Genomic DNA, 16112 nt, shown 5'->3' with positions numbered 1-16112 from the left:
AAATCTTAACATATCATGATTTCATCATACAACGAAAAGCCCTACTTAAAAAATGTTTCGTTCACTTATTGCCGTTATCACAACAGTTTTTAGGCCATCTTTATATGTCCCAGCGTAATTGTACCTGTTCCTCGGGCTCGATATAGCTAAACATTGTGTCAAGATTTTGAATTATGTTCAACATAACAAAAAATACGTGACTTGCGCTGGAGACCTTTACTTTTTATAGCTGGTCTTTTGTATCTTAGAAAGAATATACCTCAGGCTTCAAAATACCGATATAAGGTAAGTTACGATATTTTTCAGCGTAATCTAAGCCATATCCTACAACAAAGCCATCTGGCACTTCAAAACCAACATAGTCAGCAGATAAATTTACTTTTCGGCCTGATGGTTTATCAAGTAATGTAACAATTTTAATGGACTTTGCTTTGCGGTATTTAAATAAATCTACTAGATAGCTTAAAGTTAAACCACTATCAATAATGTCCTCGATAATTAATACGTCACGCCCCTCAACGCTTGTATTCAAATCCTTTAAAATCTTTACTTCACCAGACGACACGGTAGCATTACCATAGCTAGAGACATCCATGAAATCCAGTTCGATGAAAGAATCGAAACGTTTCATTAGGTCCGTCATAAATGGCATTGCCCCTTTAAGAACGCCAACAGCTAATGGAAATGCATCTTTGTATTCCTCTGTTAATTGCGCGCCTAAGTCTGCAATTCTTTCTTGCAATTGTTCTTCTGTAATCATAATTTTTTCGATGTCGTTTTGTAACATATCGATTCCTCCTCGTGATGTATCAAAAAATCTTCAACCTATTACGTTGAAATATTTTACAAAGACCTTAGTCTACGATGAGCACTGTATCATCGTTTGGTTGCGGAGTGGTTGAAAAAAATATTCCCATACGCACACCAATTACCGCTACCACCTCATCAGATTGAGAAATCAGTAACGGCCAGCTATTTCGCTCATTTAAAGGAATCTTTTCATCTATAAAAAGGCGAGATAAGCGTTTTGGCTGATCCATTCCTTTTAACAGCATTCTATCTCCATCCCTGCGTGCCCGAACATAGAGCGGTAGGTGGAGTTTGCTAGCGTTAAAATAAAAAAGTTGTGCAGTATCCGTCAGCAATTCAGACGATAAATCATGCAAATTGACTACGTGTAAGCGCTCACCATTTGTCAGTGTTGTCCAGCCATTAGCAGTCGAAATAACCTGGTTTTCAGGAGAAGCTAGGCCTTCTAACGGCTCATTTTTCTGAATCGTTAATTTCCCATAACGGCGAACTGCTAGAAAATCTTCAGGTAAGTGAATTTCAGCATACCCTGCTGTTGTCTCACAAAGCTTTAAAATTGAAGTCAATAAGGCATAACTTTGTATCGTATTTGAATCTTTGTAAAGATAGTTTAATAGTATTAAAATGAGCCTCCTTTGTAAAGCAAGTGGTACCAATTGAAAAGCCTCAATTTCCATGCTATATGTATTTTCGTTACTTCTTATGATAATTTGGGAAAATACATCTTGGGCCAATGTCATTAAAAAGGTATCGTCTTCTTGCAATTGCTTTGTGAAATGGGTCACCTGTTCAGTCACTCGCGGATTTTCTGCCTCCAGTAATGGTACCACATGATGTCTAAAACGATTGCGTACATAGGTATCTTTGGAATTGCTTGCATCTTCTCGATAATCCAAACCTTTTCTAAGTAAATATTCCCCTATTTCAGACTTTGTAACCGTTAAAAACGGACGAATTAATGATTTTCCTTCAAAAAGTCTTTGTGGACGTATGCCTTGCATACTATTCATTGTTGCATTTTTTGTAAGGGCCATTAATACTGATTCCAGTTGGTCATCCGCATGATGTGCAGTTACAAGCTTATTAGCATTTGTTTTTTGCAAAACTTCTTTGAAATATCGATACCTTTCCCTACGACAAATTAACTGTGTATTACCGTTTTCCTGTGCCATAATTGTTGGTATTGGAATTTCCGTAGCATGTAAGTAAACACCATTATCGTCACAATATTTTTGAACAAAAGCTCTATCCTCAGCAGAGGCTTCCCCTCTCAACATATGATCAACATGTACAGCCTCCACCCGAATGTTCCACTGCTCCTGTGTTTGAACAATGTAATGAAGTAAAGCCATAGAGTCTACCCCACCCGAAACGGCGATGAGAAGATGGTCGCCTTGCTGTAATAATTGCTCTTCTTCAATAAATGTTTTGACCTTTAATTCAAATGACAAACGCTTCTCCTCCCCTTTTCGTTGTTATTTTATGATGATTTACTCATAGAATACTGAGCTGGCCTAAAAACAGCCCATGTCGGTACAACATGCGTCACCTCTAACATTAATACTGTACAGTCATCTTCTATTTCAAAATAACCTTGGAATGATTGCATAATGGTTGTTAGCTTTTCTTGAATGGTTTTATTTGTACTTGCTACCTGCTGTGCGAAAGCTAAAAATGTCTCCTCTTGTTCATCCCAATCAGCTACACTTGAGAACAGGCCGTCTGAATGCATTAAAATAACGTCTCCTGCCTTTAGTTTTCTTTTTTCAGCTTCAACTGTTGAAATAGATAGGAATCCTACAGGTGCTGCATTACTTTCAACTTTCAGTACCTCTTTACCACGCAAAATGTAGGTTGACATTCCACCAGCCTTCCACGACCACAAATCGCCATGCTGTAAATCGACAAGTGCAAAATCAAGAGTTGCATACATATCATCTTGTTGCTTCAATGCCATGACATAATGGAGCGTATGCATCGCAGTTTCTGGATTCATATTGTAATTTAGACACTCTCGCATCAAATGGATCAATTTTCTACTTTCATGTTGTGCTTCTTTACTTTGCCCCATACCATCAGACAGCAAAATTGCAAATAATCCAGGATGCAATTGGAAAAGGGCATGAGAATCACCCGAGTATAATGTTGCATCTTTAGACATGCTATATATATCATACTCTACTTCAAAGCTAATAGCTGATCTAAAGCATATTTGAACATGACGAAACGGTATTTCACAGGCTACTACTTTTTCAATTTCAAAAGGTTCATCAAAAATTTCATAAAGAATCGGCAGAATCATACGTTCAGCTAATGTCGTATCTTTCTCCCAATTGACACGTGCTGGTGCTAAGGCACAAACAATCTTTCTTGCCCCCGGCTTATTGCTTAGGACATCAAGTTGAAAACATTCAATATTGGCCTCCTTTAAGCGTTCAACAATGTCCTTTTCAACACTTACAAAAGAAATTGTATCCTCCTTCATCTCAGCAATTAACTGATTCAAATGATTACTCATATCTCGAAGTTGTAAGGCAATCATTTTTTTACCATGGAAATATTGCCCGTTAATGCGTTCTCTATAGAGCTCTGTATCTAATTCCTCAAAAATTTTCGTGGATTTCACGCATTTATAGCGTATTTGTTCTTCTACACGATGAATAGCTGATTCCTTTCCTACTCCTTTCATATGAAACCAATCTGTCATCAGCTTGTCCATACCATTATTTTGCGCTCCCCAGCAATGATCGTAACGGAAACAACTTAAACAAGTATTCATTGGCGCTACTTCCTTTGCAGCTTCTACTGGTGCCGTCATAAAGCGATCAAACACAAGCTCCTTCATGAATTGCACAAAATGCTGAAAGTGCTCTAATTTATACGTTACATGTTCCGTTAACCAATTCTGTCGGGCTAGTAAAATCTCCTCTCGTTGTGGAAAGAGCTTGTCCCTTACCTTATCTGAATATTTCTTTGGAATTGTTAGAAATAGAATACTCCCAATGGCAATTGAGGTGAAATATACACTATCTAAAGGCAATGTGGCGTCATAAAATAGAAAAAATACACTCGGTAAAATACTACCGATAGCAACGCCAAATCTACCACCTTTCGCTCCCATACCCGCACACAATCCTGTTAAGGTAGCAACCGAGAGCATACCCGTAAACGAAAGCTTGGCCACACCGATAAGAGTCCCTAGTACTGCTCCAATAACAGTTGCTAACGGAACACTTCCAACCAATGCACCAAAACAGATAAAGAGCTGCAGTAAAAAAATAGGGAGTGAAAAATAGCTAATTACAACTGCTTGCATCCCGGTAAGCATGGCTGCAAAGACGACTAATCCTGAACCTAGCTTTTCATATGTCCAATGCGTCGTAAACCATTCATACGAGTTAACAAATAGTACCTGCATAAACAATGTCATAATAAGAGCTAAAGCTGCTTCACAGCCCACATAAAATTGTACAAGCACTGGTGGTAAGCCTTGATACATCACTCCTTGCCACATTATTTGTACCAGTAATACAGCTAAAGACACCGCAATACTTTGGGGCAGTTGCCAGTAACGGAAACGCATAATACATTCATACAGGATGATTTGTAAAGCGAGAATAAGGACTTGTCCAAAGCCCAGAAAAAAGCAACCCGCTAAACTCCCAAATAAAACAAATTTGGCATACTCCCTATATTTCGTTCGGATAATGGCCCAAAAAGGAACTGAGAACGGTACAGCCGCTTCAAATACAACAGATTGAGCCAAGAAAAAGGCTGTTAAAAAAAAGAGAGAGCCTATTAGGATCTGCTTCTTTTTCAAACCTATTTTTTGGTCATCTACATTCGTTGTATTATACCATTCAATACTTGTCATTTAACTATCCCCTTTCCGCACTTTTGGTTATTATAAAAAATTATGTGTGGAAAGATTGTCTGACGTTGACATAAAAAAATATAAATATTTCGACTAATAGCTATTCATAAATACGAGAACTGGCAACAATTTCTTTAGTAAAAGGCTGTTAATCAAAAAAAATATTGAAAAATCTATTTATTGAAGCAAAATAATAATCACTTACTATTGGTCTTAAACCCTAATTTGAAGGGATTTTGCGTACTATTAGTGCCTTTATTCAGCTATTCCCCCCGATACATTTCTACGTAAGAACTAAAAATCCGCTAAAATATCCTGCTATGTTAATTCTCCTGAAATATCTTTAAATATTTTTTAATAAACCTACTTGACACTAGCACGATTGGCTTGTATTATTTAACTTGTTGCTTAAACGACATGCGGAAGTAGTTCAGTGGTAGAACACCACCTTGCCAAGGTGGGGGTCGCGAGTTCGAACCTCGTCTTCCGCTCCATTTATAAATTTGGCGGCCTAGCTCAGCTGGCTAGAGCGTACGGTTCATACCCGTAAGGTCGGGGGTTCGATCCCCTCGGCCGCCACCATATAGGCCCGTTGGTCAAGTGGTTAAGACACCGCCCTTTCACGGCGGTAACACGGGTTCGAATCCCGTACGGGTCATCTCAAATAGGCATCTCAGAATCTAGTTCTGAGATGCCTATTTTTATTTTACCCATCAGATAATTCTATCCGTCAGCTCAACTAAAGCTATGTGATAGAGTATAAAAATATGGCATACTAGTAAAAAGAGTGTTTTTAGGAGGTTTAATTCCCTTGAGTGCATTAACAAAGGCTGCTTTAATTTGCGGAAGTGGCTCAATGATTATTCTTATTTCAATTCTAATAAACTTACCGTTTTTTGTTCAAATAATCCTATTGCTTTGTGGACTAGCTGTGAGTGTATATGGTGTTTCTTTACTTGTCAAAATGGTAATCCATCCAGTGAAGAAAGAATCCATAGGTCCTTCAGATGAAAAAATGATAACACCCACAAAAAAGAAAAAGAGACCTTCTTCTACTTTGTAGGTACATTAAAAAAGGGAGTAGCTTTTTAAAAAGCTACTCCCAACTCTATTTCATACACTTTTTCTACGATTAAAACAGTCAGCAAACTACCCTCTTCTAGCTCCGCGACCTCCGCGTTTTGATTCTGTAGCACGTTTAAGTGTTGCTAGACGTTCATCACTATCTTTTAAGAAGCGTGCCATTTTTTGCTCAAAATTTTCTTTTGGCTGGTGGCGTTCGTTGCGATCATTAGAACGATTATCACGACGTGGGCGTGCTGGACGCTCTGGTCTCTCAGCTTGAGGCTTTGCTTTACGGATTGAAAGACCAATCTTTCCGTCCGCTTCAACATTCATCACTTTTACTTCAACTTCATCTCCAACTTTTAGATGCTCATTGATATCTTTTACATAATTGTCAGCAACTTCACTAATGTGAACTAAGCCTGTTTTGCCATCTGGCAGCTCAACGAATGCTCCAAAATTTGTGATTCCTGTTACTTTACCTTGTACCTTGCTGCCTACTTCAATTGACATAAAAAAAATGCTCCTCCTTAAAAATTAAGCGACTCTTTTGAGCCATGTAATCAATTTAATCAAACTTTTTACTGCAATAAGCTTCTCTTTTCATTATATATAACAATAAAAGAGTGTCAACAATACATAGCTTTTCAGTCGTCTTTTTTATCTTCCTTATCTGGAATTATGAAAATAATCTCACCTTTTTCCGATAAGTAGTACTCTTTTCTTAATAGCTTTGCGATATATTCATCATCCTGTAATTGTTTGATTTTAAGATTTAATGTATCTTGTTCTTCTTTCAATTCAGTGAGATGCTGATTCGCTTCTTCCTTGGATTTCTCTTTTGCTGCTAATGTTTCATTTTGATGTGACAGCACATTTAAGAGAAGAGCAATAATAATGACTGGTACAATCGCAAAAAAGACAATACGACGCATTTTACGTTTTCGAGCCTGTTGTTTGCGATTTATAGCTCTATCCGTGTTACGGACATAGTCATTATCAAGCTTCGTGAAGTTTTGTGATTCATCATTTGATGAATGACGTCTAGTCATGCCCGCACCTCCGAAAATTATTGTTGCTTTTTATTATACTTCAAATATCGTAATTTTTTTAAAAAAGTGTAGGACAAATACGAATAAATTTTGACAAAAGGTCTTATAACAAACATAACAATATTTATGAATAATTGCAAAATTTGTCGAATAACAGTAACTATGAAGCGTACAATGAACCAGAAGGGTCTCCATGTTATATTCACCAAAATTCTAGCAACGAAACGTAAAAAGGTTTGAAAAAACGTTTGATACAAAAAAATTCCGGCTATTTGCGCTAGCGGGTCATAAGCCCGCCAAGCGCCATCTTTTAGCCAAAATAATAAATAGTATGTCAATCCTCCAAGTAGAATCCATGCTATTAACTCAACAACCATCATCCACTTTCGAAGGCTTGACCTTTTTGGAGTTGAAAAAACAATGAGCCTTATACTATCAATTATGAAACCAACTGCTATACCGCTCAAAACCATGACAATTAATTGGTAAAATTGTTCACTGACAATCATCCAAATAACTTATGAAGGAAACCTTTCGAGAAGCCACTTTCCTCCTCGTCATACTGTAAGGTTTTTACAGTTCCTTCAAGCGTCAATAATCCTTTGTCAACATCTAAATGAACGATATGCAGTTCCTCTCCACGGATTAACAAGTGCCCTTGGGACGTCTTAATGAAAAACTCTTCCTGATCAAAGCGTTCAATTGATTTTACAGAAGTCATGTCCATTCTTTTACGATTACGAATCGTTAAAATATGCTCTCCAGATGGAATTGTGTAACGATTACTTTCTTGATGTAGCGTCATTTTTTTCCTCCTTTAGTCGTCCTAGCTTCTGTTCACTTTATGCGGACAACCTTCAAAGCATGACAACTTTATTTAAGTTGTGTAATACTTTCACCCACAAAAAGAAAGGTGGGACAACATTAGGAGGGCTAGAAATTAAATTTAGCTTTATTCCTCATCATCAATAAATTCAGGCTCAATCTTATCCAGTCGTTCTTCTTTCAAAATGGTAAACATTTTTGCTGCATCTTCTTTTTTCACAGTATCACGTAATTCTTCTACACGTGCTGTTACTATTTTTTGACCGAAACGGATTGCAAGCTCATCACCTGCTTTTACTGAACTGCTTGCTTTTGCAATCTTTTCATTGATTGTGATACGGCCCTGATCTGCCACTTCTTTGGCTAAAGTGCGGCGCTTTATTAAACGGGATACTTTTAAAAACTTATCTAATCTCATATTCTTACTCCTTTTCTAGTTGCTTTGCTTCATTCCAAAATGCATCTAATTGTTCTATTGTAAAATCGGAAAATGGTTTTCCACTTGCCTTTACCTGTTGCTCAACATAGCCGAAACGCCTTGCAAATTTCTCATTTGCATGTAGCATAGCTTCTTCTGGTGACAATTTATAGAAACGCGCTAAGTTTACTAGCGTGAACAGCACATCACCAAATTCATCAAGACGAGATGCATTAGAGCCTTTCGTCACCTCATGGCGAAATTCCTGCCACTCCTCGGCAAATTTATCCCATGCTCCCTCCACATCTGGCCAGTCAAAGCCCACTTTTGCAGCTCTTTTTTGATAGTTATAGGCTGTTTGTAACGCAGATGATGCTCTATACTCTTCGTCTAATAACGCTTTATCGCTAGTTCCCTTTTCTTCAGCCTTGATGGCCTCCCAATTAGCCACAACACTATCTGCATCTTCTACTGTAACATCCCCAAAAACGTGTGGATGGCGACGAATCATTTTTTCACTGATTGAAGCTAACACATCTTCAAGTGTAAAGTAGCCTTGATCTTCTCCTATTTGTGCATGTAAAAATACTTGTAACAACACATCGCCTAGTTCCTCAATCATTGCAAAATCATCTTCAGCATCTACCGCAGCCAAGTATTCATGTGCTTCTTCAAGTAAGTATTTTTTTAACGACTCATGTGTTTGCTTTTGATCCCAAGGACAACCATTCGGACCTCTCAGCGTTGCAATGATTTGGCGGAATGTTGTCCAATCTCTTAATGACTCCTCCTGTGATTTTACAGGTGGTACATAGACCGTTGTTAAATTATTTACTTCTACACTCTGATCGAGTTCATAGAGTGGCACTGTGACAATCTGTTCTTGTGAAGATCCTGCAGCTGTCACAACCGTCACAGGATATTCATCATCATATTTCTCCATCAACGTCAGCTTCACTTCTGATGCACTGAATGTATCGTATACTTGAGCAATCAAGATATGCTGACGCATATTAATGTCATGCATTGAAAAGCTGGTACCATCAAGTAATTGAAAGCCTTCAATTGGATCAATTTTTAATGCGCCAAAAATTGGATCTAAGAAACTCTGACCACCCTCAATGACTAGCTCAATTTTCCCTTCATTAGCTGCTGCAATAAGCAATTGCACTGTTTGCTCTGCAACTAATGGGTGGCCAGGCACAGCATACATAATATCCTCAACAGCTGTAGCCTCCATAAGGGAATCAGCTATTTCCTCATAAACAGGTTGGAATGTATCGTGTTTTTCGTATACATTGTCAAAGCTTTCGAATTCTACACCTTCTGCTGCTAATTCCTCTAAAACCGGATGATCCACTGTACGTACATATAATTTGTTTGCAGTCTTTAATTTTTTATAAACACCCATTTGCAGCTGATTAAAGTCTCCTGCACCTAAGCCAATAATTGTTAATGTATTCAATATCCACACCTACTTCTTTGAATTTAGCCAAAGTTGGTAAACAGCCATTCTACGTCCAAACGGCAATAAATACCACTCTTTTTCTACTAATACTCGTTTCTTGGCAATGATTGTCAGCATAACAAACGCCCCAATAGATACTGCCGTCAAGCCCGCCACCATAGCTATCATTCGTGAAGACATCAGATGGTTTAAAAAGGCCGACACTAGCTGTAACCATACAAGCACGACGATTGCCATACTGAAAGATGCTATCCCTACTTTTTTATAAAAAGCGCCTGTGGCTAATTGGATGCCAGTCAATGTTTTTAAATAAATAATCAGCAAGATTGCTGTTAATAATAATCCTATATCATTAGCGATGGCAGCGCCTAGTACACCTAACCAACCGATTAATCGTATATTTAAAATCATTTTTAATAGAAAACCTAATATTAAAAATAAAGCTGGTTTTTTTAATTTTCCATAGCCTTGTAAGATTGCTGTAAATGTAAGAATAATCGACAATGGGACGATTTGGAATACATAGACAATCAATACCTCGGATAAGGAATTGGTTTTAAAAAGCATTTCATTTAAATAAGGCATAACTAGCATTAAGCCTAGTGCAGCAGACCAGCCGAACAGTACGGATGCTTTGTATGTTAATTGTATAAATGGAACTGCACTTCGTCCCTCTTGTTTTTTCGACAAATGGGCAACAAGTGGCACAATGGCCAGCGACAATGAGGATGCAATGACAACACCTAATTGAACTAACGGTTGTCCTCGATCATAAATCCCCTTCGTTTCCTTCGCTATTGTAGGAGTCATGCCATGATCAACTAATGATGAATAGATCGTAAATGAATCGACTAACTGATAACCGAGTAGTAGTAGACCGCTCATACTGACACTCAAACTCAGCCATGTGACCTCTTTAATGATAGGCAAACTTGGATTACGATGTAGATGTTGTTTAACTTGCAGTAAACCAAAACGTTTATACGAGATATAAACAAGTAATAACAAGGCCGTAATTTCTCCAATTACTGTACCGATAACAGCCATTCTTCCCGCACCATAAAGTGATTTTGTAGTCGTCATAATAATAAAGGTCCCCGTCAAAATAACAGTTACTCTCACTGCTTGTTCAAGTACTTGAGCATAAGCAATGGGCTCCATAATTCCTCTTGATTGAAAGCTACCTTTCAAAATAGCCAGCGCCGGCATAACCAATACTACAAGGGAGCCTGTGCGAATCAATGGTGCCAATTGAATGTCTCCCATCAACTGGGCGATCTTTTCAGCACCTCCAAATAAAACAGCAAAAAACAGTAGTGATAGTACCGTCAAATACCTGAAAACAACCCGCATAATAGTGCTACGTCTTTCATCACGTTCTATTGTATCAACAATGCAATCATTGTCTGCAAGCATTTTAGAAATGGCTACAGCAAAGCCACTAGAAGTCCAAACAACGAAGATTGATATAACTGGATATACCTGTTGATAGATATAAAAGCCTTCATCACCAACTAGATTTTGAAAAGGCACACGATAAATGGCACTAAGAACTTTTACAATAAGGGCCGCTATCGTCAATAAGGCAGCACCCTTCATGTAGCTTTTCATACCAAAACGTTGCGACATAAATTGCCCTCTTTCCTTCTTAACAATGCCAATAGTATAGCATATCTCAAAAGTTTGACGCTTCAAGTAGCACTACTGTTCCTATAATGATCAATCTTTATGTACGCAAAAAAGTTATTGTTCAGCCTTAAAGGTCTTCGCAATAACTTTTCCATGCATCAACTATTCATTTGTTTAGCTAAGAAGTTTGCAGCGGTTTCCACTACTTTGACTTCTACCTCACCCACAAAATGTACTTTAGACAATACGATAATACAGCCGATCGGATCACCATTTACCATTATAGGTGTCGCACAATATGACTTTACTTGCTCATATTGCCCAGGAACAATTTCAATCGTTGTCTCCATTTTTTCAATTTTTGTAGAGCGCTCGTCCATAAAGCTTTCCGCAAAGGACGTAATGCGACGATTAATATATTCCTTTTTCCCAATCCCTGCAACAGCGATTACTTCATCACGGTCAGTGACAAACGCCGGTGTGCCCATTGTTTCATAAAGTGTTTCAACATATTCTCTTGCAAATTCCCCCAAATCATTGATGGGAGAATATTTTTTTAAAATGACTTCGCCTTCTCGGTCCGTATAAATTTCAAGCGGGTCGCCTTCACGAATACGTAGCGTCCTACGAATTTCTTTTGGAATAACTACACGCCCTAAATCATCAATACGACGAACAATTCCTGTTGCCTTCATTCTAATGCCTCGCTTTCGCTACAATGAAATTTTTATTCAACTATAGTATGGTTTTTATTTAAGCAATCTATGCAAAAACTGAAGAAAAAGGATTTCACAACCAACAATTTTTTTCAAAAAAGCAGTATTACATCAATCAACTCCTTATTAGATTACCCAAGGAATAAGTTTCTATAATTAATTCATAAAAAATATTGGAAAAAATCAATTATTCCTCCGCTCAATGTGTTCCAGATGTTGTTTACTGAATCAACATAAAAAAAGGCCATCTTATCTTTTACAGTAAAAGATAAGATTAGCCTTTTGACTATTGCTGCTTTTTTGCTTTATCAATAATTTGCATTAGTTCTTCCAACATATCAAAGGGTTGATATTTCCCACTCTTGCGTTCATCTATTGTTAATTTTAACTGCATGCCATCCATACCAAAACCAACAGCACGCTCAAACTTCATCGACTCTTCAATAATCTTACTGCCATCGACATTTGTTGTCCCTTGTTCCGACAATAGTATTGTAATAAGTTTTTGCTTCTCCTTTACAGATACTACTCCCGCACCTAAGCCCCAAACTTTCATTCTTGCTATTCGAAGTAAACGCTCTGTTTCAATTGGAAGATCGCCAAATCGATCCTCTAATTCCTCCATGATTTCGTCATACTCCTCCACCTGATCCATAGCCTTAATTCGTTTATACATTTGGATTTTTTGATATCCATCTGGAATATAGACGTCTGGAATATACGCATCAATACTCAGCAAAATTTCAATATCTGGCTTTTCTTCTTTTTTCACGCCTGTTTGACGTTCAGCAATGGCATCTTGAAGCATTTGAGAATATAAATCAAAGCCGACTGAATCAATAAAGCCATGTTGCTGGGCTCCAAGTAAGTTTCCTGCTCCTCGAATAGATAAATCTCGCATCGCAATTTTAAAGCCTGAGCCAAGCTCTGTAAATTCTTTAATTGCCTGCAAACGTTGCTCCGCTACATCTGTCAAAACTTTGTCGCGTTGGTACATAAAATACGCATAGGCTACTCTGTTAGAACGTCCAACACGCCCACGTAATTGGTAGAGCTGAGCTAAGCCCATGCGATCAGCATCATGGACAATTAATGTATTTACATTTGGTATATCGACACCTGTCTCGATAATCGTTGTTGTGACAAGCACATCATAGTCACCCTCTAAAAAGGCTAAAATCACTGATTCTAGCTCTGATTCTGTCATTTTTCCATGAGCAAAGCCTATACGTGCTTCAGGGACGAGCACTTGAATCTCCTCAACCCTTCGAGCCATATCTTCAACACGGTTATATAAATAAAATACTTGTCCGCCACGTGCCATTTCTCTCTCAATAGCTTCTCGCACTAATGCACCACTGTGCTCCATCACATATGTTTGAACCGGGAAACGATTAGCAGGAGGCGTTTCAATAACAGATAAATCTCGGACCCCTACCATTGACATATGAAGTGTCCTCGGGATTGGTGTAGCCGTTAAAGTTAAGACATCGACATTTGTCTTTAACTGCTTAATTTTTTCCTTATGTGTCACACCAAAACGTTGCTCTTCATCCACAATTAACAGACCAAGGTCTTGGAAAATTAAATCTTTGGATAAAATGCGGTGTGTTCCAATAACTATATCGACTCGGCCTTCTTTTAATCCTTTTAATGTGGCTGTTTGCTCCTTTTTCGTACGGAAGCGAGATAACACTCCAACATTAATAGCAAAATCCTGAAAGCGCTCACGAATAGTCTCATAATGTTGCTGGGCTAAGATGGTTGTAGGGACAAGGAATGCCACTTGTTTACCATCTTGAATAGCCTTAAATGCGGCACGAATGGCTACCTCTGTTTTACCATAGCCTACATCACCACATACTAAACGGTCCATAGGGCGTTCACGTTCCATATCTCGTTTTACTTCAACAATTGAACGTAGCTGATCCTCTGTTTCCTCATAGGGGAACATCGCCTCAAAATTACGTTGATCATCATTATCAGGTGTAAAAGCATGCCCTTTCTCTGCTTCACGCTTTGCATACAGCTTTATTAAATCATCTGCAATATCCTGTACAGCAGAAGATACCTTCGCTTTAGCCTTTTTCCACTCAGCTCCACCTAATTTATGTAGCTTTGGTTCACGATCCTCTGACGCCACATATTTTTGGATTAAATCTATTTGCTCTACAGGTACATATAATTTATCGTCTGCACGATATCGAATATGCAAGTAATCCTTATGTGTACCATTGACCTCTAATGTTTCTACACCAATATATTTACCAATCCCATGATGAACATGTACAACATAATCACCTGGCTTAATTTCCGTATAACTTTTAATACGTTCAGCATTGGTCATTTTTTGTGTACGTGCTTTTTTCTTTACCTGCTGTTTAAAGAGCTCATCTTCTGTCACAATTGCTAAACGCTGTAGAGGTAATTCAAAGCCACTCGACATGCCACCATCTATAATATAAATACCAGGTTCTGTTGGTTCACCTAATGACGTATGAATATCGTATTCTTCAAGCATTTGCTGCACTTTTTTCACTCGTTCTTTATCTCTTGCCACGATTAGAACGGTAAATTTACCAAGTAACCAGCGTTCAACCTCACTTTGAAGCAAGGACATTTGACCATGAAATTGCTGCATAGGCTTACAGGAAAAATTCGTCGTTTTATTAAACGTAATCCCCGCAAATGTTCGCGAAAATAATGAAAATGAAAGCTTTTGTTGTGACAACATCGCCTGTATTTCTTTTAATGAGAAGGCAGGTTTGACATCATGAACCATTTTTCCTTCTTCAATTAAAGATAAAAACCATTCATCTTCTTCGCGTTCCCACGCATCCATTACCTCTTGAATACGTCCAAGTTCGTCAAAAAGGACAATACCATCATGTTCAAAATAATCTCCCAAATAGGCTGTTTTATCATATAATAATGAGCCATATTTGTTTACATAATCAGGTAGATTGCCTTGCTGTAACAATTCAATATCATATTGAATATGCTGATACAGAAGTTCCTTTGTCTCCTGCTTTTTTACCTTCTTTAGACTTGCTGCTAACGCCACTTCTAGACGGCCTGCTAATGCCTGTCTTTCTGATTTAGTAAGAATGACCTCAGAAGCAGGAAGAATACGAATTTTTTGTAATTTATCAATAGAACGTTGGTCATCTGCTGAGAATGTCCGAATGGAATCAACCTCTGTATCAAATAATTCTATACGAATAGGTGCTTCCAAATAAGGTGGATAAATATCTAAAATACCCCCACGCAACGCAAACTCTCCAGGTGACGTCACCATCGAATTTCGTACATAGCCCATCTCAACTAATGTTTGTAACCACATATCAATTTCAATATCATCGCCTACGGCTGTTTGTAAAAAATAGTGTAGCCAGTGTTCCTTAGGCTGCATTATTTTACGTAAACCAGCCACAGGTATTACATAGACAGCTTTCTCACCTCTAGCTAAGCAATCAAGCGTCACGATTCGCTCCGCGCGAAGTTCTGGTGAAGCTACAGAAAGATCGGCTGCAATAAATTCATCAGCTGGGTAATAATGAACATGTTCTTCCCCTAACAATCCAGCAAGCTCATCGACCATTTTTTGTGCCTGCAGTAGATTAGGAGAGACAATGTAGATTGGCTTCTTTACATATTCAAATAACACATCGACCATTACGGGGCGCGCGCTTCCTGTTAAACCTGTAATAAGCTGTGATGCAGTTTGACCGCTCTGAACTTCCTTTAAAAATGATGTAATATGTTTATCCTGCGACACAAGCTGTCGTAAAACCTCCACAGTCAAAAGCTCCTTTCAGCATAAAATTCTATATTTTTATTTCTATCATTCTAGTGCTATTTTACATATTTCTATTAATGGCTAATTTATAAAATGGAAAAAGCCTTGAACACACATATAGTGTGTCAAAGCATCCTTCCAATTATTGAATCCATTTATTGAGTGCGTGATAATCTGGATATTGTCTCAGCGAATCCTCACATTGCTCACAAATGCAGTGCACAGTCGTTTGACCATGTTGATCTTTCTCAACATAATCATCCGCTTCTCCCAATTCGAAAATATGCAACTTTCGAATTGTATCATCTGCATCAAATGGTAGTGTCCCTATTTCTACTTCACAATGCCGACATCGATAGCGAACTGACATCTCCAAATCATCCTCCTTTAAGCAACTTTCTACTTAAAGTATAGACATTTATAAAAAGGATTATGCACTTTTCACTGTCATCATCA

At 38.0% G+C, this 16112-nt stretch carries 14 protein-coding genes and 3 tRNA genes; 4 read left to right on the top strand and 13 right to left on the bottom strand.

The genetic code is table 11. The features are described from left to right. Positions 1-244: 244 nt before the first annotated feature. The 3 genes from hpt to MHB40_RS00460 form a co-directional block, all read right to left on the bottom strand. Positions 245-787: a hypoxanthine phosphoribosyltransferase gene (gene hpt / locus MHB40_RS00470; protein WP_004229145.1), complete on the bottom strand. Its 543-nt coding sequence runs from the start codon at positions 785-787 to the stop codon at positions 245-247. Between the two features lie 67 nt (positions 788-854). Then, positions 855-2261, bottom strand: coding sequence for a tRNA lysidine(34) synthetase TilS (gene tilS, locus MHB40_RS00465; RefSeq protein ID WP_342533690.1), 1407 nt, complete (start codon positions 2259-2261; stop codon positions 855-857). Positions 2262-2290: 29 nt separating this feature from the next. Continuing rightward, entirely contained in the window at positions 2291-4684 is a 2394-nt protein-coding gene (locus MHB40_RS00460) for a SpoIIE family protein phosphatase (protein WP_342442138.1), read from the bottom strand. 419 nt (positions 4685-5103) lie between these two features. Between MHB40_RS00460 and MHB40_RS00455 the strand changes: the two genes are divergently transcribed. From MHB40_RS00455 to MHB40_RS00440, 4 genes are all read left to right on the top strand, one after another. Next, positions 5104-5178, top strand: a tRNA-Gly gene (locus MHB40_RS00455). Positions 5179-5189: 11 nt separating this feature from the next. Next, positions 5190-5266: transfer RNA gene (locus tag MHB40_RS00450), tRNA-Met, on the top strand. Between the two features lie 4 nt (positions 5267-5270). Further along, positions 5271-5342 (top strand) — tRNA-Glu (locus tag MHB40_RS00445). 153 nt (positions 5343-5495) lie between these two features. Beyond that, positions 5496-5747 carry a hypothetical protein gene (locus tag MHB40_RS00440; RefSeq protein WP_205446366.1) on the top strand — a complete coding sequence of 84 codons (252 nt, stop codon included), beginning with the start codon at positions 5496-5498 and terminating at the stop codon, positions 5745-5747. A gap of 86 nt (positions 5748-5833) precedes the next feature. Here the strand turns inward: MHB40_RS00440 and MHB40_RS00435 are convergent, their stop codons facing one another. The 10 genes from MHB40_RS00435 to MHB40_RS00390 form a co-directional block, all read right to left on the bottom strand. Continuing rightward, positions 5834-6262, bottom strand: coding sequence for a S1 domain-containing RNA-binding protein (locus MHB40_RS00435; RefSeq protein ID WP_004229154.1), 429 nt, complete (start codon positions 6260-6262; stop codon positions 5834-5836). A gap of 134 nt (positions 6263-6396) precedes the next feature. Then, the gene (locus tag MHB40_RS00430; RefSeq protein ID WP_131522611.1) at positions 6397-6801 is read right to left on the bottom strand and encodes a septum formation initiator family protein; all 405 of its coding nucleotides are present in this window, start codon (positions 6799-6801) and stop codon (positions 6397-6399) included. A 17-nt stretch (positions 6802-6818) separates the two neighbouring features. Beyond that, positions 6819-7310 carry a spore cortex biosynthesis protein YabQ gene (gene yabQ, locus MHB40_RS00425; protein ID WP_205446365.1) on the bottom strand — a complete coding sequence of 164 codons (492 nt, stop codon included), beginning with the start codon at positions 7308-7310 and terminating at the stop codon, positions 6819-6821. Continuing rightward, complete coding sequence (gene yabP / locus MHB40_RS00420; protein ID WP_004229167.1) at positions 7307-7606, bottom strand: sporulation protein YabP; 300 nt, start codon at positions 7604-7606, stop codon at positions 7307-7309. The genes yabQ and yabP overlap by 4 nt, the downstream gene beginning before the upstream one ends. Positions 7607-7753: 147 nt before the next feature. Then, the gene (locus tag MHB40_RS00415; protein ID WP_205446364.1) at positions 7754-8044 is read right to left on the bottom strand and encodes an RNA-binding S4 domain-containing protein; all 291 of its coding nucleotides are present in this window, start codon (positions 8042-8044) and stop codon (positions 7754-7756) included. Between the two features lie 4 nt (positions 8045-8048). Then, positions 8049-9509, bottom strand: a complete 1461-nt coding sequence (gene mazG, locus MHB40_RS00410; RefSeq protein WP_342533689.1) for a nucleoside triphosphate pyrophosphohydrolase — start codon at positions 9507-9509, stop codon at positions 8049-8051. A 9-nt stretch (positions 9510-9518) separates the two neighbouring features. Then, entirely contained in the window at positions 9519-11141 is a 1623-nt protein-coding gene (locus MHB40_RS00405; RefSeq protein ID WP_342533688.1) for an oligosaccharide flippase family protein, read from the bottom strand. A gap of 158 nt (positions 11142-11299) precedes the next feature. Next, complete coding sequence (spoVT, locus tag MHB40_RS00400) at positions 11300-11836, bottom strand: stage V sporulation protein T (RefSeq protein WP_004229174.1); 537 nt, start codon at positions 11834-11836, stop codon at positions 11300-11302. Positions 11837-12143: 307 nt separating this feature from the next. After that, positions 12144-15656, bottom strand: coding sequence for a transcription-repair coupling factor (gene mfd / locus MHB40_RS00395; RefSeq protein WP_342533687.1), 3513 nt, complete (start codon positions 15654-15656; stop codon positions 12144-12146). A gap of 142 nt (positions 15657-15798) precedes the next feature. Next, entirely contained in the window at positions 15799-16026 is a 228-nt protein-coding gene (locus MHB40_RS00390; protein WP_016993788.1) for an anti-sigma-F factor Fin, read from the bottom strand. Positions 16027-16112: the final 86 nt, after the last annotated feature.

The organism is Lysinibacillus sp. FSL K6-0057, assembly GCF_038630885.1.
GTDB lineage: Bacteria > Bacillota > Bacilli > Bacillales_A > Planococcaceae > Lysinibacillus > Lysinibacillus fusiformis_F.
Note: the sequence above shows the minus strand (reverse complement) of the source record. Positions and strands in the feature narration are given on the sequence as shown.

Excerpts from the sequence above, each read along its gene's own strand:
- hpt (WP_004229145.1), bottom strand. The coding sequence starts at position 787 with ATGTTACAAAACGACATCGAAAAAATTATGATTACAGAAGAACAATTG.
- MHB40_RS00460 (WP_342442138.1), bottom strand. The coding sequence starts at position 4,684 with ATGACAAGTATTGAATGGTATAATACAACGAATGTAGATGACCAAAAA.
- MHB40_RS00435 (WP_004229154.1), bottom strand. The coding sequence starts at position 6,262 with ATGTCAATTGAAGTAGGCAGCAAGGTACAAGGTAAAGTAACAGGAATC.
- MHB40_RS00430 (WP_131522611.1), bottom strand. The coding sequence starts at position 6,801 with ATGACTAGACGTCATTCATCAAATGATGAATCACAAAACTTCACGAAG.
- yabQ (WP_205446365.1), bottom strand. The coding sequence starts at position 7,310 with ATGATTGTCAGTGAACAATTTTACCAATTAATTGTCATGGTTTTGAGC.
- yabP (WP_004229167.1), bottom strand. The coding sequence starts at position 7,606 with ATGACGCTACATCAAGAAAGTAATCGTTACACAATTCCATCTGGAGAG.
- MHB40_RS00415 (WP_205446364.1), bottom strand. The coding sequence starts at position 8,044 with ATGAGATTAGATAAGTTTTTAAAAGTATCCCGTTTAATAAAGCGCCGC.
- MHB40_RS00405 (WP_342533688.1), bottom strand. The coding sequence starts at position 11,141 with ATGTCGCAACGTTTTGGTATGAAAAGCTACATGAAGGGTGCTGCCTTA.
- spoVT (WP_004229174.1), bottom strand. The coding sequence starts at position 11,836 with ATGAAGGCAACAGGAATTGTTCGTCGTATTGATGATTTAGGGCGTGTA.
- MHB40_RS00390 (WP_016993788.1), bottom strand. The coding sequence starts at position 16,026 with ATGTCAGTTCGCTATCGATGTCGGCATTGTGAAGTAGAAATAGGGACA.